Source organism: Thermocrispum agreste DSM 44070 (assembly GCF_000427905.1).
Lineage (GTDB): Bacteria > Actinomycetota > Actinomycetes > Mycobacteriales > Pseudonocardiaceae > Thermocrispum > Thermocrispum agreste.
The window spans coordinates 25,153-45,101 of record NZ_KE386604.1; the positions used below are offsets into that span (position 1 = coordinate 25,153).

The 19,949-nt window shown below is 67.8% G+C and carries 14 protein-coding genes and 1 CRISPR repeat array; of the genes, 9 read left to right on the top strand and 5 right to left on the bottom strand.

All coding sequences use genetic code 11. The annotated features are described in order from the left end of the window. Window positions 1-873 precede the first annotated feature (873 nt). The 9 genes from YWY_RS0114850 to YWY_RS22190 all read left to right on the top strand — a co-directional run bounded on the left by YWY_RS0114850 (window position 874) and on the right by YWY_RS22190 (window position 11,967). A complete protein-coding gene (locus tag YWY_RS0114850) occupies window positions 874-3,534 on the top strand; it encodes a CRISPR-associated helicase/endonuclease Cas3 (RefSeq protein ID WP_028848260.1) in 2,661 nt (886 codons plus the stop codon). Beyond that, complete coding sequence (gene casA / locus YWY_RS22185; RefSeq protein ID WP_156899279.1) at window positions 3,521-4,888, top strand: type I-E CRISPR-associated protein Cse1/CasA; 1,368 nt, start codon at window positions 3,521-3,523, stop codon at window positions 4,886-4,888. Before YWY_RS0114850 ends, casA begins: the two co-directional genes overlap by 14 nt. Window positions 4,889-5,158: 270 nt before the next feature. After that, window positions 5,159-5,815, top strand: a complete 657-nt coding sequence (gene casB / locus YWY_RS0114860; protein ID WP_028848261.1) for a type I-E CRISPR-associated protein Cse2/CasB — start codon at window positions 5,159-5,161, stop codon at window positions 5,813-5,815. Beyond that, window positions 5,812-6,945 (top strand): type I-E CRISPR-associated protein Cas7/Cse4/CasC, encoded by a 1,134-nt coding sequence (cas7e, locus tag YWY_RS0114865; protein WP_028848262.1) that lies wholly within the window; start codon window positions 5,812-5,814, stop codon window positions 6,943-6,945. The genes casB and cas7e overlap by 4 nt, the downstream gene beginning before the upstream one ends. Next, window positions 6,945-7,664 (top strand): type I-E CRISPR-associated protein Cas5/CasD, encoded by a 720-nt coding sequence (gene cas5e, locus YWY_RS0114870; RefSeq protein WP_028848263.1) that lies wholly within the window; start codon window positions 6,945-6,947, stop codon window positions 7,662-7,664. The genes cas7e and cas5e overlap by 1 nt, the downstream gene beginning before the upstream one ends. Continuing rightward, a complete protein-coding gene (gene cas6e, locus YWY_RS0114875) occupies window positions 7,664-8,317 on the top strand; it encodes a type I-E CRISPR-associated protein Cas6/Cse3/CasE (RefSeq protein ID WP_028848264.1) in 654 nt (217 codons plus the stop codon). Before cas5e ends, cas6e begins: the two co-directional genes overlap by 1 nt. Next, complete coding sequence (gene cas1e, locus YWY_RS0114880) at window positions 8,317-9,261, top strand: type I-E CRISPR-associated endonuclease Cas1e (RefSeq protein ID WP_028848265.1); 945 nt, start codon at window positions 8,317-8,319, stop codon at window positions 9,259-9,261. Before cas6e ends, cas1e begins: the two co-directional genes overlap by 1 nt. Beyond that, entirely contained in the window at window positions 9,258-9,599 is a 342-nt protein-coding gene (cas2e, locus tag YWY_RS23795) for a type I-E CRISPR-associated endoribonuclease Cas2e (RefSeq protein WP_084609297.1), read from the top strand. Before cas1e ends, cas2e begins: the two co-directional genes overlap by 4 nt. Window positions 9,600-9,710: 111 nt before the next feature. Further along, window positions 9,711-10,662: direct repeats of the CRISPR family, unit length 28 nt; unit sequence GGATCAGCCCCGCGTGCGCGGGGACGAC. A 369-nt stretch (window positions 10,663-11,031) separates the two neighbouring features. Beyond that, the gene (locus YWY_RS22190; RefSeq protein WP_051310301.1) at window positions 11,032-11,967 is read left to right on the top strand and encodes a hypothetical protein; all 936 of its coding nucleotides are present in this window, start codon (window positions 11,032-11,034) and stop codon (window positions 11,965-11,967) included. Here YWY_RS22190 and YWY_RS0114890 read toward each other — a convergent pair. From YWY_RS0114890 to YWY_RS0114910, 5 genes are read right to left on the bottom strand one after another with little or no spacing between them, the layout of a single operon-like run. Next, window positions 11,956-13,062 carry an acyltransferase family protein gene (locus YWY_RS0114890; protein WP_028848266.1) on the bottom strand — a complete coding sequence of 369 codons (1,107 nt, stop codon included), beginning with the start codon at window positions 13,060-13,062 and terminating at the stop codon, window positions 11,956-11,958. The genes YWY_RS22190 and YWY_RS0114890 overlap by 12 nt on opposite strands. Continuing rightward, on the bottom strand, window positions 13,059-14,264 hold the full coding sequence (locus tag YWY_RS24180; RefSeq protein WP_028848267.1) for a DUF1109 family protein: 1,206 nt from the start codon (window positions 14,262-14,264) through the stop codon (window positions 13,059-13,061). Before YWY_RS24180 ends, YWY_RS0114890 begins: the two co-directional genes overlap by 4 nt. Next, window positions 14,257-14,883, bottom strand: a complete 627-nt coding sequence (locus YWY_RS22195) for a hypothetical protein (protein ID WP_028848268.1) — start codon at window positions 14,881-14,883, stop codon at window positions 14,257-14,259. Before YWY_RS22195 ends, YWY_RS24180 begins: the two co-directional genes overlap by 8 nt. A gap of 28 nt (window positions 14,884-14,911) precedes the next feature. Beyond that, the gene (locus YWY_RS0114905) at window positions 14,912-18,694 is read right to left on the bottom strand and encodes an FkbM family methyltransferase (protein WP_051310302.1); all 3,783 of its coding nucleotides are present in this window, start codon (window positions 18,692-18,694) and stop codon (window positions 14,912-14,914) included. Continuing rightward, on the bottom strand, window positions 18,684-19,943 hold the full coding sequence (locus tag YWY_RS0114910; protein ID WP_028848270.1) for a hypothetical protein: 1,260 nt from the start codon (window positions 19,941-19,943) through the stop codon (window positions 18,684-18,686). The genes YWY_RS0114905 and YWY_RS0114910 overlap by 11 nt, the downstream gene beginning before the upstream one ends. Window positions 19,944-19,949: the final 6 nt, after the last annotated feature.

Here is a 19,949-nt window from a genome sequence, read left to right on the forward strand (position 1 = left end):
CACCGCTTCGGAGAGGTAGGGAGGCATGGACCGGGCTGGCCCTCTCCTCGCAGCGCGCCCGGAGGGAGCCAGACCGAACCTGCCCAGTCAAGGGCTCGCTTCGCTCGGCCTCCGGCAGACCCTTGACTGGGCAGAACCGGCCTGGCTGGCTGAAGCCCGCGCCGCGAGGAGAGAGTCGTCCCCGCGCGTGCGGGGCTGATCCCTGGAACTGCAGGTGAGGCTCCGGCGATGCCACGTCGTCCCCGCGCGTGCGGGGCTGATCCCCTGCTCGTAGGCGTCGGCGAGCGGAACGAACTGTCGTCCCCGCGCGTGCGGGGCTGATCCTCCGGGCCGGTGCGCTCCCCGGAGCTGGGGCTGTCGCCCTAGCAAGGTAGACAGACAGTAGGTGAATGTGGCGCCCTCAGCTGTGCAGGCCTGATCAGGGGCAGCTAGCCGCCGCCTGGCGTTGCGGTGCTGCCTTCATCCACCTGACGCTGCCTTCGCGGCGGGAGGCACGCCCGCCATCGACAGCTGTGCTAGCTGGTTCGGTAGTACACGCAATCAGAGTTGGCGGGACTGCGATCGCCGGAGAAGCTAGCCTGCCACGAACGCCGAATGTGGGCGGTTAGTATGACGGGTTGTGCTGCGGGCGCTACTACCTAACAATCATGTTCAGATTTTGGTGACAAATTCTCGGTTGTTGCCGCACGTGGTTTCTTCTTCCGTCGGGATCGCTAGAGCGCGACAAGTGTATCGTGTCAAGTTCCGATCAGGTGAACTTGGTGAACACCCTTGGTGGCTCTTTGTATTCCTTGTGGCTTGCATGATCGCCGGGGTATGGTCCTATAATGCTCGGGCGTGTTTGCTCCAGGGGGCTGAGTGGAAAGATTGTCGGTGGCGTGGGCCAAGTCGTGGCCATTCCGGTCGCTGGAAGTGGAGAAGTGGCTTCCGCTGCATCAACACTTGGACGACTCCGGCGGAATTGCCGAGCTGTTGTTCGAACACTGGGTTCCCGCGTCGGTCGTTCGTCTGATCGCGGCCGATGCGGGCGGCTATCGTAACGCGAAGTCTCTGGTAGGGTGGCTGGCAGCGGTCCACGACGTCGGGAAAGCTTCCCCTGCCTTCGCTGCGCAGGTGAGGCAGCTGGCACGGAGAATGATCGACTCGGGGTTTCAGATTTCCTCGGCTGTGGCCGACGAGTCTACTCGGCGTAGAGTGAACCACTCGCTTGTCAGCCATAAGGCTGTATTTGACTGGCTGCGGAGTAAACACCTTCGGAGATCGTCAGCATGCGCTCTGGCTTCGGTAGTGGGATCCCATCATGGAGTGACACCTGATTGGCCGCAGCTCGAGGAAGTCGACGAAAAGGTCGACTTCTCCGGTGATGCGGAGTGGGAGAGGGTTCGCCACGAATTGCTGGAGCGTGCGACCGAGCGGCATAGGCCTGAGCTCGACGCCGTACGACCGTCGATGCCGACGCTCGTCCTGTTGTCCGTTCTGGTCATTGTCGCGGACTGGATCGCCTCGAATCCGGACTTTTTCCCACTCTGGAACTGTTCGGAGGTTCGGGGCCCGGACGAGGAGGCGTCGTCACGCCGTGTCAAGGAAGGCTGGGCCCGGCTCGGACTGCCGCCACGCTGGACGGCTCCCCACCCGGGCAGCCCGGCGGAGACGTTCCCGGCCCGGTTCGGCATCCCAGCGGACAAGGTCCGTGAGGTTCAAGCCGGAGCCGTCGAAGTGGCCCGTGCGATGCAGGGCTCAGGCCTGATGATCATCGAAGCCCCGATGGGCATGGGAAAGACGGAAGCCGCGCTGGCCGCAGCGGAAGTTCTCGCTCACGACTCCGGTGCGCACGGTGTGTTCATGGCGCTGCCGACTCAGGCGACGACGGATGCCATGTTCGGCCGGGTGCGCCGCTGGCTCGATCGGTTGCCGACGGGGGCGACGCTGTCCTTGGCGCACGGGAAGGCCCATCTGAACGACGAGTACAAGGGGCTGATTCGCAGTGGCTTCTTCGCGACGGAAGCGGGTGCGGTCGCGCACGACTGGCTGCGCGGGCGGAAGAAGTCGGGATTGGCTGAGTTCGTCGTCGGCACGATCGACCAGGTCCTGTTCGCCGGACTGAAGTCCAGGCACGTGATGCTGCGTCACCTGGCGTTGGCGGGCAAGGTTGTCGTGATCGACGAGGTGCACGCCTACGACGTCTACATGTCGCGATACCTGGAACGGGTCCTGCAGTGGTTGGGCGCTTACCGGGTTCCGGTGATCCTCTTGTCGGCCACGTTGCCGGACGAGCGCCGAATCAGGCTCCTGCAGGCGTACGATCCGCGGCGCCAAGTGCCCGAGCAGCATCCCGGCTATCCGGCCATCTCGGCCACGGATCAGACACCGCGAACGTTTCCGTTGCCTGATCGCCGCGTTTCGGTGGCGCTCGACCGCCTGGACGACGACCTCGAAACTCTGGCCGCCTACCTGCGGACCCATCTCCGCGACGGCGGATGCGCGGTGGTGGTGCGCAACACCGTCAGCCGGGTGCAGGAGACCGCGGCATACCTGGAACGAGAGTTCGAGGTGACCGTCAACCACGCGCGTTTCCTGGCCTGCGACCGCGCAGCCAAGGACCGGGATCTCCTGCAGCGCTTCGGCCCACCTGCCGACAACGCCGCGCGTCCCGAACGTCACGTCGTAGTCGCTTCGCAGGTGGTCGAGCAGTCGCTGGACATCGACTTCGACCTCATGGTGACGGACCTGGCGCCGATCGACCTGGTACTCCAGCGCCTCGGCAGGCTGCACCGGCACGCACGGCCGAACCGGCCAGTTCCGGCGCGTTGCGCGATCACCGGGGTCGACTGGTCGAAAAGCCCGCCGAAACCTGTTACGGGCTCGACCCGCGTGTACGAGAAGTACTACCTGCTGCGCGCGGCCGCGCTGCTGACGGATCGCACCGAGCTGGTAATCCCCGACGACATCGCGCCGCTCGTCCAAGCCGGCTACGGGCCGCAGCAACTGGGACCGAGCGACTGGCAGTCAGCGATCAGCGACGAACGCAAGAAATGCCAGGAGCGCGATGAGACGCGTCGTGCAGCCGCCAGCACGTACCTCCTGCCAGAGCCACGTGGACGCGATCTGGTCGGCTGGCTCTACGCCAACGTCGGCAAGGTCAATGAGGACACGCCCCAGGGAATGGCGCAGGTCCGCGACGGCGCGGAGTCACTGGAAGTCGTCGTGGTCCAGAAAGGCGCGTCCGGCGGCTACCGGACACCGGATTGGGTCGACGGCGGCGGCCAGGAGATCCCGGAGTTCGGTCAGCTTCCCGGCTCGCTGGTCAAAGTCCTGTCGGTGTGCACGCTGCGACTGCCTTACGCGCTGTGCCACGAGGACGCAATCGACGACGTGATCAGTGAACTGGAGAAGACGCGGATCGACAGCTTCCAGCAAACACCGACGTTGCGAGGCCAGCTGGTCCTCGCGCTCGACGACGATCGGCGAGCAGAACTACACGGTTTCCGGCTGACATACGACCTGGCGCGAGGACTCATACATGAGCGCATCTGACCGCTTCAACCTGATCGATCGACCATGGCTTCTCGTCCGCGACCAAACCGGCGCCGTGCGTGAGGCCTCCCTGATCGACGTGTTCGCGTCGGCCCACCGGCTGAGCGGGTTGGTGGGAGACGTGCCGACACAAGTGTTCGCTACCACCCGCCTGCTGCTGGCGATCCTGCACCGCGCAGTCGAAGGGCCGGCGGACCTGGACGATTGGGAAGAGCTTTGGGAAGCAGAGACCTTGCCGGCGGCCGCCATCGAAGAGTACTTGCGGCAGCATGAGCATCGCTTCAATCTCGACGACCCGGAGGTGCCGTTCTTCCAGGTCGCCACGCTGCGCAAGGCCGACGACAGTTTCTCGGACCTGAGCAAACTGATCGCCGACGTGCCGAACCGTCACCCGTTCTTCACCACCAGGATCGGCACGGAACTGCGGCTCGAACCGGCGGAGGCGGCCCGATGGGTGGTGCATTGCCAAGCGTTCGACCCGTCCGGCACCAAGTCCGGCGACCCGGCGGACCGGCGCACCAAAGGGGGCAGAGGCTATCCCATCGGAGTGGCGTGGTCCGGCAATCTCGGCGGCATTCTCGTCACCGGGCGCAACCTTCGGGAAACGCTGCTGCTCAACCTCATTCCGTACGAATTTCAACCGCAGGAGAAGGAGAAAGCCGACCTGCCGCCGTGGGAGCGCAGGCAGGACGGCGTCGGGGTCGAAGAGGACAACAGGGAACCGACCGGACCGGTGGACCTCTACACGTGGCAGTCCCGGCGCATCCGCCTGGCCTGGGAGGACACCCCGCAAGGACGCGTCGTCACCGGGGTCCTGATCGCCAATGGAGACCGGCGAACGCCTCAGAACATGCACCCGTTCGAACCGCACACCTGCTGGCGTCGCAGTCCGAACCAGGAGAAGAAGCTGCGTTCGAACGTCCCTGTCTACATGCCGCTCGCGCACGATCCGGAGCGCCTGATCTGGCGCGGGCTGCAGTCGATGTTGCCGGAAAGCGGGGCGGCGTCCGGTGCAGATCGGCTGTCCGCGACGGTGCTGGTATGGCTCGGGCGTCTCGTCGTGACGGGCGTGCTCGACCGCGGCTATCCGGTGTCGGTTCGCACGATCGGCATGAAGTACGGACAGCAGGACGCCACCGTCGCCGAGATCGTCGACGATGCGCTCAACATGCGTGCCATCCTTTTCGACCAAGGTGCGGCCGCACTCATCGGGGTGGTCAAGCAGGCGGTCGAGAACAGCGAGTCCGCGGCACGCGATCGGGAGACTCGCCGCCAACATCGAACTCGCATCCGGGGCCGGCGAAACCGACGGACCCAGGAAAGAGGCGACGGAACGCGCCTACGGAACACTTGATCCACTCTTCCGCGCTTGGCTGGCAGACCTGGGGCCGGACAGCGTGCCGGAGCGTGTCCTCGCCGAGTGGCACGGCACTGCCCTGCGAGCGCTGCGTCAGCTGGCGGACGACATGGTGGCCTCGGCGCCTCCGGCCGCGTGGACTGGCCGGAGGGACAGCAACGACAGGTTGATCACTTCCATCCACGCCCGCGCGTGGTGCGAACGTGACCTGCGCAGCGCGTTCTCCAGTGCACCCCAGCTCGCCCGACAATCAGACAGGAGCACCGCGTGACGACATCCGCTTCCGGCACACTGCGATCCGCGGATCTGAAATCGGATCTCGTCAAATTCGTTCGTAGCCAAGTCAATCGCTTGCAACAGCGCTACCTCGCCGATCATTCCGATGCCGTTGCGGCGCTCGCGAAACTGCGCCGCGCGGTCGGAAAGCCGGCGGGCAGTGTCCTGGACGTCTACGAGTACACCTTTTCGGAGAAGCTCGTGCGAGGGTGGAACCGCGACGAACCGAGCAACGCCGAAACGGCTGCGCACGTCGCAATCACCCTCTACGCGGTGCATCAGCAGTCCCGGTCAGAGGGCATGCACGTCGAAGGACGTCGGCTGGGGGCCGCGCTGGGTCAGCTCACGCGACTCAGCGCGCCGGAGGCGGGGGGTGACCAGCTCAATGCGGGGGTGGTGCGCAGGTTCACCGCCATGGGCACCGCCGAATCATTCGCCGAGTTGTGCCATCACCTGCGCGGGCTCGTGCAACTGCTGAGGACGCAGAGCATTCCGCTCGACTACGGGCTGCTGGCCCGCGACTTGTGGCTGTGGCAATTTCCGAAGCACACATCGAAGGTGCGGTTCAGCTGGGGCCGCGACTTCTATCTGAAAGACGAAAAAGCACAAGCACCTTCTCTCGCCAGCACGGAGGAGACTGACCGGTGAGCCGAACGATTCTCGACATTCACGTCCTGCAAACCATCCCGCCGAGCAACGTGAACCGGGATGACACCGGAAGCCCCAAGACGGCAATCTACGGCGGGGTGCGTCGCGCCCGTGTCTCCAGCCAGGCGTGGAAGCGTGCTACCCGGAAGGTGTTCCCCGATCTGCTGGACCGCCGGGACCTGGGCGTGCGGACGAAACGGGTCGTGGAGCTGCTCTCCGAGAGAATCGTGGAGCGCGCCCCCGAGCTGTCCGATCGGGCAGTGGAACTGGCGACTGCGGTGCTGACTGCGGCCGGCTTCAAGCTGAAGAAGCGCAAGGGAGCTGAATACGACGAGACGAAATTCTTGGTGTTCCTGGGGAACCATCAGCTCGACGGTCTTGCCCAGCTCGCCATCGAGGCTGCCGCCGAGGACAAGCCGCAAGTGGACAAGAAGGCGGCCAAGGCGCGCGTCGACCAGGATCATTCGATCGAGGTGGCGCTCTTTGGTCGGATGGTGGCCGACGTGCAGGACTTGAACGTCGAAGCCGCAGCTCAGGTGGCCCACGCCATCAGCGTGCATGCGGTGGACAACGAGTACGACTACTTCACTGCCGTCGACGACCACAAGGAGGGTGACGAAACCGAGGACGCCGGCGCGGCGATGATCGAGACGGTGGAGTTCAACTCCGCCACCTACTACCGCTACGCCAACGTCGACGTCGACCGGCTGTTCGGCACGCTGGGCGATCCGGAAGCGACACGGCGTGCGGCCGAAGCGTTCGTGAGGGCGTTCGTCACCAGCATGCCGACCGGCAAACAAACCACCTTCGCCAACCGCACCTTGCCGGACGCGGTACTCGTCCTGGCCCGCGAAACACAGCCGATCAGCCTGGTCGGCGCCTACGAAGAAGCAATTGGCGCCAGGGAGGAAGGGGGACGGGTCGGCGGTGCGATCAGGCGGCTGGCAGAGCACGCCGCCGAGCTCCACGCAAGCTACGACCAGCAGCCGCTCCAGGCCTGGGCGGTGGTTCCGGGCTCACGTGCCGACCTGCTCGCCGAGCTGGCCACCCCGGTGACCCTCGGCGATCTGGTCAAGGGAGTGGGTGAGCTGGTGGCGCGGCGTCTCGAACCAGTCGGACAGGGTGTGTGATGACCGTTCTGGTGTTACGCCTGGCGGCACCCCTGCAGTCGTGGGGAACCGAGAGCCGGTTCACCCGGCGCACCACCGGCCCGGCACCCAGCCGCAGCGGGGTGATCGGCATGCTCGCGGCCGCGAAAGGCTTGCAGCGCACCGATCCCCTCGACGAGCTCCGGCAGCTGAGAATCGGGGTGCGCACCGAGCAGCCTGGTCACGTCGTCCGGGATTTCCACACCGCACGGACCCGCGACGGGGCGACGTCCATGCCGCTGTCGCACCGGTACTACCTGTCTGACGCCGTGTTCGCGGTAGCGATCGAAGGGGACGCGACGTTGCTGGATGATCTCCAGCAGGCGTTGCGACGACCGGTGTTCCCCATCTACCTCGGACGGCGTTCCTGCCCCCCAGCGGGAAGGCTCGTCTGGGGGGTCCGCGACGGGGACGTCACGACCGTCCTGGAATCCCTGCCCTGGCTGGCGTCTCCCGCGGTCCGCAAGGCCGCGCCCCCTGTCGTGCAGCTGACCGTGCATCGTGACTGCGACCCCGCTGATCCCACGGGCGAAGTCGTCCGGGACGACCCCATCAGCTTCGACCCGGGATACCGGCAGTGGGGGTGGCGCACCGTGAAACGCTATCGCGTCGACGTTCCCAACCCGGACAGCGAACACGACAGCCGAACCGACATCGACGATTCACACGATCCGCTGGCTCCTCTTCGAGAGGCGCTCTGATGTATTTGACTCAGTTCGAGATCAATCCGGCACGACGTGGAGCACGCCTCCTGCTGTCCTCCCCGCACCGGATGCACGGCGCGGTTCTTGCGGCGTTCACCCCGGAAGAACGACAACCCACCGAGACAGGGCGAATTCTCTGGCGTGTCGATCGGACCGAGCACCGCTGCTTGCTCTACATCGTCAGCCCCCACCGCCCCGACCTTGCGCATCTTGTCGAGCAAGCCGGCTGGCCGAGCAAGGTCACTTGGCGTACGGGCGATTACCGGCGCCTGCTGGACCGCCTCGTCGCCGGACAACAATGGGCGTTCAGGCTGACCGCCAACCCTGTGTACAACCCGAGGAACGGCGCGGCCGGTCGGCGCGGTCCCCGGTACGGGCACGTAACGCAAACCCAGCAACAGGAATGGCTGCTCAAGCAGGCCGAGAAGTACGGATTCGAGGTCAGCAAGGCTGACGAGTCACCGGACCTTGTCGTACGCGACCGTCAAGTGCGGCGATTCAAACGGGACGATCGTCAGGTCACCATCTCGACTGCGACGTTCGACGGCCGGCTTACCGTCACTGACCCGGACGCGCTGCGTTTCGCGCTCACCCGCGGAATCGGTCCTGCCAAGGGCTACGGTTGCGGCCTGCTCACTCTCGCCCGCTGATGCCGGACATTCCTGGTGCACCACCGGTGCCGTTGTCGCAGCTGCATCGCGCCTCAGACCGGCTGACGTTCGTCTATCTGGAGCATTGCGTGGTGCATCGCGAGGACAATGCGATCACCGCACGAGACAAGCGAGGAACCGTGTACATTCCGGCGGCGACGCTCGGGGCGCTGCTGTTGGGGCCGGGTACCAACGTGAGTCAGCAGGCCATGGTGCTGCTTGCCGAAAGCGGTTCGACGGTGGTCTGGGTGGGCGAGCACGGCGTGCGGTACTACGCGCACGGCCGGACGCTCACGCAGAGCTCACGGTTGCTGGAGCGGCAGGCTGCGCTCGTGTCGGATCCCACCACTCGGCTTAAGGTCGCCCGGGAAATGTACGCAATGCGGTTTCCCGGCGAAGACGTTTCGCACCTGTCGATGCAACAACTGCGTGGCCGTGAAGGAGCCCGTGTTCGACGCCTCTACCAGGAGCACGCGAGAAGGACGGGCGTCAAATGGACGCGCCGCTCCTATGATCCGTCGAACTTCGACGACAGCACGCCGATCAACCAGGCGCTGTCGGCGGCCAACGCCAGCCTTTACGGGGTCGTGCACGCCGTGGTCGTTGCTCTCGGTTGCGCCCCGGGGCTCGGATTCATCCACACGGGACATGTGCTGTCGTTCGTTTTCGACGTGGCCGACCTCTACAAGGCGACCATCACGATTCCTGTCGCTTTCGACGTTGCACAGCGTGACTCGATCGACATCGCCGGTGATACCCGCCGAGCTGTCCGGGATGTCATGAAGGACGGGAAGTTCCTCGAACGATGCGTGCGAGACATCCACAAACTGTTGACCCCGGACGAGGAAGTCCGGGAGTACGGGCCCGAAGACATCGACAACCTCGTCATGTTGTGGGATGAGAATGGCCGCCACGTTCCAGGTGGAGTGGCGTACGACGAATGACGGTCATCGTGGTCACGGCGTGCCCCGTGGGGCTCAGGGGGCATCTCACCCGCTGGCTGATGGAGATATCCCCAGGAGTGTTCATCGGCAAGATAACCGCACGAGTAAGGGATCGCGTCTGGGCAAGAGTGGTCGACATGGCCAAGACGGGGCGAGCGATCATGGTCTTCACGGCCGACAATGAGCAGGGGTACGACTTCGTCGTCCACGGTCACGACTGGATTCCGATAGATCACGACGGACTCAAGTTGATTCTCCGGCCCCACGCACCAAGCTCTGCTCCCGCGAAAGGATGGAGCAACGCCGCTCGACGACGTCGACGCCGCTATCGGAAATGAATCGCTGAGATTCTCACGCCGAACCTGCCCACGCATCGCTGGTGTACAGCGCTGGAGCTCGATCGCTCGGCAGCTCCCCGGCTCAGCCGGTCTTCGCGGCGGAGCAAACCGGGGCCATCCCCGCACGCGCGGGGACGACGGGCGGATATGCCCGATGATCTCCGCGTCGGCCGGATCAGCCCCGCGTGCGCGGGGACGACCAGCGGCTCAGACGTCACTGGCCTGGTGCTCCGTCCGGGATCAGCCCCGCGTGCGCGGGGACGACCACATCAGTCATAGCCGCCCTCTCCTCGTAGGAGGATCAGCCCCGCGTGCGCGGGGACGACAAGCACCGGACGCGGCCACGGCGGTCCGGGTGGCCATCAGCCCCGCGTGCGCGGGGACGACAACCACTGCATGAAGTGCCGGAACGCGGAGGACGGATCAGCCCCGCGTGCGCGGGGACGACCGCCTGGTCGATCTGGTCGACCAGCTCATCCAGCGGATCAGCCCCGCGTGCGCGGGGACGACCGTGATGGCCAAGCAGGTTGAGTACCTGATTGACGGATCAGCCCCGCGTGCGCGGGGACGACCGCCTGGTCGATCTGGTCGACCAGCTCATCCAGCGGATCAGCCCCGCGTGCGCGGGGACGACCGTGATGGCCAAGCAGGTTGAGTACCTGATTGACGGATCAGCCCCGCGTGCGCGGGGACGACGGCATCAGTTTCGCCGACATCGTGGCGGACGCCGGATCAGCCCCGCGTGCGCGGGGACGACCCGTACTGCGCCGCGATCGCCTTGACGATCCGCGGATCAGCCCCGCGTGCGCGGGGACGACCAGCAAGCAAGCCGAATGCCCACCGTCGCAGGAGGATCAGCCCCGCGTGCGCGGGGACGACTGGGTGAAAGCGGTGTAGGCCGCGAACAGCTCGGGATCAGCCCCGCGTGCGCGGGGACGACTTCTCAAGAAGGCTGGCCTTAAGGTTGTTGAGGGGATCAGCCCCGCGTGCGCGGGGACGACCGGGCAAACAGGTCAAGGGCAGCATCTCCGAGGAGGATCAGCCCCGCGTGCGCGGGGACGACACTTCCTGAGCTGCGACGATACACGACGGAACCCCAGTTTCTCGCACACTTGATTCCACCTCAGTCGGTTCGTGCCGCGACGCCGCGGCCGGGGGCGCAGATGCTCCTCGTAGCTCTGCGGCGCATCACACGTTCAGCCACGCCACTGGACGAGGGGCGCCGCAACTGACTATCCGCTCTGTCGGGGCCCCGGCAAGCACCGACAACGACCCCGGCTCCACGATCCGGAGTTCCGGTTTGATCCTGATTAAGTGGTCGGCCAACGAGAAGTTACACGGCGTGGGCGTCTTCCGCCCGTTCCGGCGACTATGCGGGGGAATCCGGCGAATTCCCGGCAGCTGATCATCGTTCGCCTCTAGGCTGACAGACGTGATCACCAAGCCAGCCACGGCCGAGGTGCAGCGGCCGAGTCTCGGCCGCCGGGTGATCTGTTATGCGGCGATCGTCAGCGCGCTGCCGTACCTGGTGCTGAAGACGCTCTGGGTCGCGGGGGTGCCGGTCGGGGTCACCGACCCCGAGCTCGCCGACGATCCGTCGCTGCTGGCGTTGAACACGCTCACGCTGGCCATGGACGCCGTCGCCATCGTCCTGGCGGTCGTGTTCACCTACCCGTTCGGGCAGCGGTTGCCCGCGTGGCTGGTGCTCCTGCCGATCTTCGTCGGCTGCGGCCTGCTCGGGCCGATCGTGGTCGGAGTTCCGGTGGCCGTGGTGGCGACCGCCGTGGTGCGGGCACCGTCGCCGCAGGACGAGATCGCAATGCCGGTCGCCGAGTGGGTCGTCCCGCTGGTCTACACCGGCTTCGTCGTCCTCGGTGTGCTGCTCACCGCCGCGTTCGTGCTGTATGCGCGGCAGCGTTGGCCGGAGGTGTTCGAGCAGCGGACACCTCGGCTGACCGCGGCCGACCGGGGGTTTGCGGTAGCCGGGACGGTCCTGGCGCTCACCGCGGCCGTACTCCTGCTGATCGACGTCTTCCAGCCCAGCGAGGTCGCCCCGGCGGCCGCCGCAATGGCCATACTGCGGACTTTGCTGGCGCTGGCCGCGGTGGCGGGGGTCTGGTCGTTCTCTCCGGCTGGTGGTCGCAAGTTCGCCGCGCCCATGCTCGCCGCCTGGTTCGGGTCGTCCGCGGTGTTGGCCTGGGGTGGCTGGACCGTGGTGAACCTCGTCGGGGACACCGCGCTGGTGGCCGAGGACAGCCGGTGGTGGGAGCTGCCGGGCGGCCTGGCGCAACTGCTGAGTGGCGGACTGCTGGCGGTCGTCCTGGTTCGGGCGCTGCGCACCGTCACCAGGGGATCGTCAGCGGCCTGACGCGGCTGGCGTGCGCTGCGCAGCGTCCGCCCGCTTTTCCCTGGCCCGCACCCACCGGTTCAGCGGTGCTTCGAAGAACCGGTGCGCCACTTCGGTCACCGCCGCGAGCAGCAGCAACGCGAGCACCAGGGCGAGATCGGTGCCCAGTTCGGGGGAAAGCCAGTCGAGCATCGGATACAGGCACAGCGGGTGCAGCAGGTAGATCGCGTAGGTGCGGGCGGACCATGCCTTGGTCAGCTTCGCCCTGCTCACCCGGTCCGATGCGGCCATGGCCAGCACCACCACGCAGAAGACCAGCGCCAGCGTGCGGGGGTGTTCGGTGCCGGTGTGGAAGTGGCCCCCAATGCGATCGGCCCAGACGAACAGCAGGAAGTGCACGGCGCCGATGCTCACGCCCGCGCTCATCGGCACCTTGCCCGCGCGCACCAGGGAGATCAACATGCCGATGATCAGCACCGGGAAGTACGCGGCGATGATCCCGAACCGGCGGGTGGCGATGTCCGCGCCGTTGCTGGTCAGGCCGAGCACGATGATCACCAGCGCGGCGGCGAGCGCGGGCGGGATCCACGCGTGGCGGCGCAGCAGCGGGATGGTGATCGCCACATACGCGTAGAAGAACACCTGCACCAGCAGCGTCCAGGCCGGGCCGATGATGATCACTTCCGGCGTGGTGAAGAAGCCGACCATGGTCGAGCCGGTCAGCAGGTCCAGCATGTCCATCGACGTCTGCTTGCTCTCCGAGCGGTAGACGCCGATGTTGATCAGGATCCAGCCGGCCAGCGACACCACCAGCAGCAGCGGGAAGATCCGCACCAGGCGACGGCGAAGGAACTGCGGCGCCGTCTCGCGGTCCGCCACGTGGGTGACCACCAGTCCGCTGACCACGAGGAACGTGGCCACCCCGAGAAACGACAGGGTCGGGTTCAGATGCAGTGGGGCGATCACGTCCTGGTCGACCCACGCCGAAGCCCACCACTCGTGTCCGCGGGTGGAGTACCAGCCTGCAATGTGCGTGTAGACGACCAGCAGCGAAGCGAGCACACGCAACAGGTCGAGCCCGTAGTACCGGGCCCTGGTGCCCACGGGTGCGGTCATCGGGCGATCACCACGCTCAGCCGGTGCACCGCCTCTGCCAGGGCCAGGGTGACGGCGATCGCGATCAGGACGGCGACGCCGAACGGCAGCTTGGCGTAGTACAGCCCGCCGACCAGCGGATAGCCGAGCGCGCAGGCCAACAGAACCGCTGGATACGCCCGTGAGCCCAGCCAGCGGACCACCCGGTTGCTGTCGGCTTTGCCTCCGTGTGCGGGGGCCCGCGCGGCCAGCAGAACCACGAGCGCGACGAACAGCAGCGTGACTGGCAGCCACTGTTCGGCCAGCAGCTGGTACCCGTGCTCGGCGGCGACGAACACCGCGAGGCATCCGACGCCGATCGGCCCGGCGGGCCAGCCCGAGCCCGGATGCCTGCGGACGACCCACGCCAGCTGCCCGACCAACGCGAACATGCACCAGGTCGTCAGCTCACCCAGCTTGTGATACCAGCCGCCGGCTCCCGCGGCGGTCAGCACCACGGCCGAGATCACTACGAGCTGCACGGCGAGCCCGGTGAGCGCGAGCCACCGGCTACGGGTGAGCAGCGGCGCGGTGAGCGCGATCAACACCGCGGTGAGGAAGGCCGCCGCCACAGCCCAGCCAAGCCCGATGAGGCTGTCGTGCCCGGCCAGTCGCTCCGCCAGCAGCAGGTTCAGCGGCAGCGTCCCCGGTTCCGGATCGGGCCGCCGAGGTTCGGTGAACGGTTCCGCGTTGCCGAGCAGCAGCAGGTAGCTGAGCGTGCAAGCCAGCACGTACGGCAGGTAGCCGCGGGCGACCACCTGCCAGAGCAGCCTGCCGCGGCCCAGCCCGGGCCGGGTGAGCCGGTCGCAGGCCCAGAAGCCCCCGGCGGCCAGCAGCAGCCCGATGCCGAACAGGCCGAAGTCGGCGCCGACGCCCAGCGGGAACGACAACCACTCCCGGGTCGCCAGCACCACGTCCGGAGTGAAACCGTGCCGCACCGGCCACAACGCCACCAAGTAGCTGTAGAGCACAAGCACGACACCGGCCGCCGCCATGACGTACATGCCCGCCGGCCGTGGTGGCTGCGACGGCCGTGCCGTGGTCGCCGTTTGCACCGCCGGGATCGGCTGCGTCTGCCAGTTCGTCGGGTCGGCCCTGGGATCGAAGCCGGCCTGCGGCACAGGCGCGACCCGCGAGAACCCCGTCCGCTCGGGTTCCCGCCACAGCCGCGTGGTGTCAGTCATCCGGCTCGACCGCCCGCACCTGTGCCTCGAGGACCTGGAAGAACTTCGCCTCGGCCGACGCACGCCGAGGCCCCCGGAATTCCACCCGCACCAGGATGTCGTCGTGCTGGTAGTGCGCTCGGCCGCCCGGCTCGGCCGGGTTCTTCCCGCCGATGACCCCGGCGTGCACGCCCTTCGGCACGCGCCTGGTCACCCGTTCGAAGCCGTAGTCGTCCTGCAGCTTCGCCAGCTCGTTCAGCGCCGTGCGGGCATCCTGCCTGCTGGGCATCTGCACCAGCAGCACGATGGCTTTGCCCACGTCGTGCCTGCTCACCGCCAAACGCACCCGGCCACCGCCGTTGGTGTACAACGCCAGCAGCTCGTCCCTGGTGAGCATGCGCTGACCCGCCACCGCGGCGAGCGAGTCCACCTGCGCATAGTTCTCCTTCGCCCCACCGATCTCGGCGACGGCCAGCGGGTCCACCGGTGACCGGCCCGATTCGCCGATCGGGGGAGTGCCCCTGGCGTGCTTGAGCGGCACGTACTGCCCCCACGCGATCCATCCGCAGACGCCCAGGGCGATGATCGCTACCGCGGCGACGACGGTCGTGACGATCCGACCTGCGTTCGTCGACCTCATCGCCTACCCCCAAGGCGCCTCCGGTGGGTCAGCGCGGATGCAGCCACAACGTGAGGAATCCCGTTTCCTCGGCGCGCGCCAACCGTACGAGTTCAGCGTCGTCGACGGAACCCTCTTCCGGCCCGTCTGTGCCCACAATCACCGGGACATATCCCAGCTCCCGGTACCCCGTCAACGCCGCGCGCGGATCGTCGCCCAGTTCTTCGATGGCGTCCGGGCAGAATTCGCACACCACCTCGGGCTTGTCGCGGCGCAGCACCTCGGCCAAGCCGGCCAGCGCACGGTGGTCACGCCCCTGCAGATCCACCTTGACCACGGTGACCGAGGCGTCCCGTATCTCGGGGACCTGATCCAGCCGCACGGCCGGCACGCCCACCTCGGAGTCGGCGGAGCGAACGGCCCGAACCCGGTGATCGCCGCTGTTGCCGGAGTCCGGGCTGATCAGCTCGACCACGCCGTCCGCGTCCCAAGCCGCGACCTGAATGGCGTGCACGCGGTCCCGGATCGAGGTGGGCAGATTCGCCGCCACGTTGCGCTCGAGGCAGGCGAAGTTCGTCGGGTGAACTTCGACCGCGACGGCCTTCTCGACCTGCGGGCATGACCGCAGCAGCCGCAGCGTGTGATAGCCGACGTGCGCTCCGACGTCGACGAATGCGCCGGGACGCTCGCTCATCAGCTTCCGCAGCAGCGCGGCTTCCGCTTCCTCCCACGAACGGTGATAGGCGATCCACTCCCGGACCACGGTGTCCTGCGGCAGCAGCAGGGCACCCGCGTCGCACAGCACCACGTCCATGCCGTCGGGCACCGGGGCGTGCAGCATCCGGGCGGCTTCGTGCACCGCATCGATCTCGCGTCGCAACGTCTGCAGCGTGTGCTCGACGGTGTCGGCACGTTCGTCCCGAGAGGCGAACATCGCGTGCGTCCAGCGTTCGCTCTGCTGGACCCGGTCGTTGAGCTTGTCCAGGTCGGACGTGGACGCCACATGCTCCTGGGCAGCACGCAGCTGCTCGAGCTGGTCCCGCACGCTGGTCACCTCGCGCATGGCGTGCCCGGCCCGCTTCACCGCCGGGCCGGCCGCCCGGTCGACCTCGGCCTGGATCCGCTCGGACAGCATGGTCTCCTGCGCGGCCAGCCGCGCTTCCAGGCTTTCGATGCGCGACAGCAGCAACGCCGCGGACTGCTCGACACTGTCGGCGATCGCCGAGTGGATTCCGCGCTGGTGCACGTCGTAGTGGTCGAGGACGCGCAGCACGGCCTTGCGCATGGCCGGGGCGCCGGGAAGCCGGGACGCGGTGTGCGGGTCCGGCGGCTGCTCGACCTTGCCGCGAGCCGCGCGCAACGGGTCGAGCGGATCCACCACCGCGGGTTGCGCCGCAGCGGCGGCGTGCCGGGCCTGCCACTTCTGATACGCCTGGCGCAGCTGGGTGGCCATCCACTCGGAGGCGGCCTTCATCGTGCGGGTGCGCAGCACGTGCTCGCGGGCTGCCCGGCCGCGGCGCGCGGCCTCCTCGGGGTCGTCGGCCACTTCCCGCATCGCCGCGGCCGCCGCGTCGAGGTCGGGATCCGCCCACACCGCGTCGGCGTGGTACGGGAAGTTGCCCTTCCCGACCGGGATCAGCCGGTACGGGATCGGCCACCCGGTGCGTTCGTCGAAGAACTCCGTAGTGGACGAGTAGTCGGTGCTGATCACCGGCAGGCCCCGGGCCATCGCCTCGGCCACCGTCAGCCCGAACCCTTCCGAGCGGTGCAGTGACACGTAGCAGTCCGCGCTGCGGTACAGCTCGTCCAGTTCCTCGACGCTCAAATACCGTTCGACGAGCTCGATCCGGTCGTCGCCCGCGACGAGCACCCGGAGCCGTTCCGCGTTGTGCGGGTTCTTGTCCCCGTTGATCGCCTTGATGGTCAGCCGCACGTCGTCACGTTCGGGGAAGGCACGCTGGAAGGCCTTGACCAGGCCCCACGGGTTCTTCCGCTCCCCGACCGAGTTGAAGTCGAACGCGAACAGGAACCGCACCGGGTCTCCGGGCTTGCGCTTCCGGTCGACCGGTGCGCCCGGGTCCCGCACCGGAACCGGGATGGTCTTCACCGGGACGGTGGCGGCCGCCGCGATGGCCTCCCGGCAGAACTCGCTGATCGTCCACACCTCGTCGACCATGTCGAAGGCGTCGTGCTGCCAGGAGGGGAAGTCCTCCAGCTCCCACGCCCACAGGCCGATGACGTAGCGCTCGTGGGCCAGCTCCGGGTAGTTGGCCAGGATCACCGGCGTCTGGTCGGCGTTCACCGCCAGCACGGTCACCGGGAAACGCGGTCGGCCGACGGTCCCCTTGTGACGCACGCCGGTGCGGTTGGACAGCGACCGCTCCTCGACCACCGAGATCACGTCGATGCCCGCCCGGGTGATGGCCTCGTGCACGATGCGGCCCATCTCGCCCAGGCCCAGTTCGGCGGTCAGGTAACCGGCCAGGTTCACCCCGAACTCGTCCACCGGGCGGGCCATCGGCGGCGGGTCCTCCGGCACCGCCCACTCCGGAAGCAAGCCCTCCTTCACCCCGGACCCCGCGCACCAGTGCCGGAACGCCTCCGCGTCGGGCCCGGTGGGCTTGGGGAAGGCCAGCTGCAGGTCGACCCTGCTGTGCCAGGCGGCCATGGCCAGCCGGTGCAACCCGGCAGCCGCCTGGGCCTGGTCCTCCGGCGAGGTGAGCCATTCGCGCAGCGCAGTCCCGCCGTCCGGACCGAACGCGTGCGGTGGGATTTCCGGGCGGAGACGCGGCGAGGGCAGATTGACGTCCGGGCCTTCGGCGAGAACCCAGCCTGCCCGGAACACCCGCCGGATGGTGCGGGTCAGCGGCGTGCCGTCCGGGAAGGTGGCGTAGCCGTAAGGGATGGCTTCCAGCGTCTCGGCGTAGCCCGCTTCGCGCAGGGCGGCGCCGTAGGAGTCGCACAGCTCGCGCAGCACCGGATGGTCGGACAGGAGCACGCGCGGCCTGCGGGCGCAGTGCAACGTCAGCAGCCACGGACGCTCCGGCCGGTAGCCGCTGAAGTGGAAGAACCGGAGTGGCGACCCGCCCGCGGTCACGGTACCGTCGGCGGCCTTGGCCAGCGGCCGCTCGTGCAGGTTCCAGTAGGCGACGTTGAAGCCCGGATCGCGCAGCACGGTGTGCTCGAACAACGCGGGTACCTGGTCCACCCACCGCTGATCGGTGAACAGCTGCTGCTCCGGGGCCACGATGGCGTCGTGCCGCAGCCGCTCGGCCCAGAAGTCCAGGAACTCCTCCGAGCCGGGCCCGGTGGCCACGAAGCCCAGGTTGAACACCCCGGTACCCATGATCACCGATTCGTCCGGCTCCAGCCCGTCGCGCGGCAGCGGCTCGGTGAAGTGCGGCGTGAGCACCAGCTGATGCCGCATGGCCAGCTCGGCCACTTCGGGCATCGGCCGGAACACGGTGATGTCCGGATCCAGGTAGATCACCACGTCCCGGCCCGCGCGACGCAGCTCCCGCAGCACGTACGGCTTGACCGCGGTGGCCAGTTCGGTGACGTCGTAGGCGGTGGCCATCCGCAGGTAGTCCTGCTTGTCGATGCCGAACTCCGCAGGGCCGATCACGCGCGCCTCGGTGACCTCGGACAGGTCCGGGCCCGCGGCCACGGCGGGGGTGTCGGCGTCGATGACCGCGATGACGAACTCGTGGTCCGGGTGGTGCTCGCGGTAGGAGCGGGCCAGCACCCGAGCCGCGGGCAGGTAGTTGCGTGCCACGACCGTGCAGGCGGTCACCCGCGCGGCGGCTGGGCTGATCGCTTGCTCAGCTGCCATCGGCGGGCAGCTCCTCCAGCTGCGCGTTCAGCACCGTCAGGAACTCGGTGCGTGCCTCGCTGAGGGCCTTCTCGCTGCGCAGCTCGATCCGGACGATCACGTTGCCGCTCAGGTAGTGCCCGCGGATCTCCGACCCCCGGTCGGTGGTGATCTCGGTGACCTCCACGTTCGCCGGGGCGTTCTTCATCGGCTTGGCGTTGTTGTCGATCTGGATCTTGCGCAGCTCCTTGACCGCGGCCTCGCCCTGCTGCGCCGAGTCCGTCGCGGCCAGCACGATGGTCACGTCACCGGCTTCGCCGAGGTGCTGGACGTGGAACTTGGTGTCGCCGGCGCCCGCCTTGCGGTAGGCGGCCAGCTCCTTCTTGTTGAAGTAGTTCCGCTCCGGCATGTCCTCGAACGTGCTGACCTCCGGGTGCTTCTCGGCGCGACCCGGCAGTTCGGCGATCGGCAGCGGGTCGGGCTCCTCGGTGGGTGAGGTCGGCGGCGGGCTGACCTCACCGCTCGGCCCGGGCTGCTGTTGTTGCTGGGTGGTCTGCTTGTCGTCGGCGGCGGGCTGGGTGGAGTCCTTGCCCCACAGCAGCCAGGCGCCGATGCCGATGCCTGCCAGCACCACGACGGCCACCACCGCGCCGATGATCTTGCCGACGCGGCCCTTCTCGTCGGAGTCGTCGTCGAACTCCGGGCCCTGCGCCACCCAGTCGGGCTCGGTCGGCGGTGCGATGGGCGGGAACTCCTCGCCGCCCCACACCGGCGGTTCCGCTTGCTGCTGCTGCTGACCCCAGGCCGCCTGCTGCGGCGGGTATCCCGGCTGCTGCGGGAAACCGCCGGGCGGGGACGGCGGCTGCTGCGGGAAGCCCCCGGACTGCGGTTGCGGGGTCCCGTACGGCGGCGACGGCGGATACGGCGCGCCCGGTGGCTGCGCGTTCCACGACACGGCTTGCGTGGCGTCCGGCGAGTACTTCGGCGTCGGGTCCGCAGGCGGCGGCTGCACGACCTGCGTTGCGTCCGAGGCGTCCGGTTGGCCCGGTGGCGACACCAGCTGCGTGGAGTCGGCATCGCCGGGCTGCTGGGGCTGCTGCGCAGGGCCGACGATCTGCGTGGCCTCGGCGTTGGCGCCGCCCGCGTCGTCCCCCTGTGGCGCGACGGCCGAAGACAGCACCTGATCACGACGGACCCGATACTCGTCGGCCGTGATCTTGCCGGCCGAGAAGTCCTCGTCGAGCTTGCGCAGCTCCTCCTGCCAGGACACCCCTGG

Excerpts from the sequence above, each read along its gene's own strand:
- casA (WP_156899279.1), top strand. The coding sequence starts at position 3,521 with ATGAGCGCATCTGACCGCTTCAACCTGATCGATCGACCATGGCTTCTC.
- cas5e (WP_028848263.1), top strand. The coding sequence starts at position 6,945 with ATGACCGTTCTGGTGTTACGCCTGGCGGCACCCCTGCAGTCGTGGGGA.
- cas6e (WP_028848264.1), top strand. The coding sequence starts at position 7,664 with ATGTATTTGACTCAGTTCGAGATCAATCCGGCACGACGTGGAGCACGC.
- cas1e (WP_028848265.1), top strand. The coding sequence starts at position 8,317 with ATGCCGGACATTCCTGGTGCACCACCGGTGCCGTTGTCGCAGCTGCAT.
- cas2e (WP_084609297.1), top strand. The coding sequence starts at position 9,258 with ATGACGGTCATCGTGGTCACGGCGTGCCCCGTGGGGCTCAGGGGGCAT.
- YWY_RS0114890 (WP_028848266.1), bottom strand. The coding sequence starts at position 13,062 with ATGACCGCACCCGTGGGCACCAGGGCCCGGTACTACGGGCTCGACCTG.
- YWY_RS24180 (WP_028848267.1), bottom strand. The coding sequence starts at position 14,264 with ATGACTGACACCACGCGGCTGTGGCGGGAACCCGAGCGGACGGGGTTC.
- YWY_RS22195 (WP_028848268.1), bottom strand. The coding sequence starts at position 14,883 with ATGAGGTCGACGAACGCAGGTCGGATCGTCACGACCGTCGTCGCCGCG.
- YWY_RS0114905 (WP_051310302.1), bottom strand. The coding sequence starts at position 18,694 with ATGGCAGCTGAGCAAGCGATCAGCCCAGCCGCCGCGCGGGTGACCGCC.